Raw genomic sequence first — 2,026 nt, forward strand, 5'->3', positions numbered from 1 at the left:
CCAAATTTTTCAGTATATTGAAATTTAGTATAACAGAAATAGAAGACATAAAGCTTTGAATTATAAAACTATTTTTGAGTTTAATAATAATTTACAATTTTTAAAATATGTAGCTTAACTTACACTGGAAAATTCAGGGGGATATCCAACAATATAATATAGAACCTCACTAAGTATTTTTTAGTGAGGTTTTTTGTTTTTACGTGAAACCGTAATTTATTGTTAAAAGGTTGTTGTATGTTTGGAATATATTTATAAAAATGTAGATGATATAGGGAATATTTAACGAAACTTTTCTATCATTTATTTTGTAAATTACGATGTTATGTGCAAGTATTTCCTAAAAAATTCATTAACCAATGAAAATAAATCGAATTAAAATTGAAAACTTTCGTTCAATTAAAGAAACTGAATTCACAACAACAGACTTCAATATTTTTGTAGGTCAAAACAATTGCGGTAAAACAAACTTTTTTGAAGCAATCGAATTCTTTTTTAATGGTTTAGGAAGAGGTGCAAACATTAATGAACTTAAGTATAAAAGAGATCCTCAAAATGAAATTCTTGTCGAAATTGAATTTATAGGATCACAAAATGGAGCTTCATTAATGCAAAATCAAACAAATAAAACTAAAATTGAAAATGCTCTAAATGGAGAAGACATTGTAATTTTTCAAAGAATTAGTGGTATTCCGAATAAGCGGAAAATGTTTGTTAATGGTGCAGAAGTAACACCTGGAACTGGATTTGACGCAGCATTAAACGATTTCCTTCCAAAGTTTGAATATATAAGCACTAAACAATATTATGATGCTGTAGCAAAATATTCGAAAACAACTCCTATTGGTATAATGCTTTCTGGAGTTTTAAATACTATTCTACAAGGAAATCAACAGTATCAAGCATTTCAAGCCAAATTTGCTGAACTATTTGAAGATGATAATTCTGCAATCAAGCAAGAGTTCGTAAGTATCGGAAATAGTGTAAAAATTCATTTAGAAAAACAGTTTCCTGATACTACAAAAGTTAAGTTTGAAGTTACTCCCCCACAATTTGACGATTTACTTAAAAGTTTTTCAACATCAATCGACGATGGTGTAGAAACGTCTGCAGAAGAAAAAGGAGACGGAATGCAACGAGCTTTAATGCTTGCTATTATACAAGCTTACGCAGACTACAGAAAACAAAACGAAGATGTCGGAAAGTCATTCCTATTTTTCATAGATGAAGCAGAGTTACATCTTCATCCAACCGCACAGAGAAACCTTAAAAATGTTCTTCACGCTCTTTCGCAAGAAACAGATCAAGTATTCATAAATACACATTCATCTGTTTTTGTAGCGGATAATTATACAAATCAGTCAATTATGAAAGTTGAAAAAAACAGTGGTGAAACTGAAATTGAGGTTGTAAGCGAGTTTGAAAAACCCTATATTATTTTTGAATTGTTGGGAGGAAGTCCATCTGATTTACTTCTACCAAAAAATTTTCTAATTGTTGAAGGATTGACTGAATTTGAATTATTAACGAGAGTAATTAGAAGATTTTATGCCGATAAACCAGCTATTCAAATTATAAAAGCAAACGGTGACATTGACCAAGCTGAAAGAACAATAAATGCAATCGAAAAATTATTTATTCCATTAGGTTCTAGCATATACCAAAATCGTGTAGTATTATTATTAGATTGTCCCTCAGTACAAACAGAAGGTGGCGTAAACCATTTTAGACAAACATATAGACATTTAGTCGAGAATAATCAACTACACATATTATCACACAGGGATATTGAACAAATTTATCCTGATCAAGTTTGTTCAACATATACAAATTGGAGGAAAACTCAAGCTGACTTAGATGCTACTAATGCAAATGGAGATAAAATAATTACAGGAAAGAAGAAAAGGCAATTAGCAAAACACGTTGGAGAAAATATTACGCAAGAACAATTTGAAACAGATTTATATCTATGTTATCAAGCTTTATTAAGATGTTGGGACTTAGCTCTACAATAATGCCAGCACAT

The 2,026-nt window shown here is 30.1% G+C and carries 1 protein-coding gene; it reads left to right on the forward strand.

All coding sequences use genetic code 11. From position 1 onward, the window contains the following. The first annotated feature begins 359 nt into the window (after positions 1-359). The gene (locus N5D03_RS14760) at positions 360-2,015 is read left to right on the forward strand and encodes an AAA family ATPase (RefSeq protein ID WP_125350703.1); all 1,656 of its coding nucleotides are present in this window, start codon (positions 360-362) and stop codon (positions 2,013-2,015) included. Positions 2,016-2,026 lie beyond the last annotated feature (11 nt).

The sequence above is a fragment of the Empedobacter sp. GD03861 genome (assembly GCF_029840885.1).
GTDB lineage: Bacteria > Bacteroidota > Bacteroidia > Flavobacteriales > Weeksellaceae > Empedobacter > Empedobacter falsenii_B.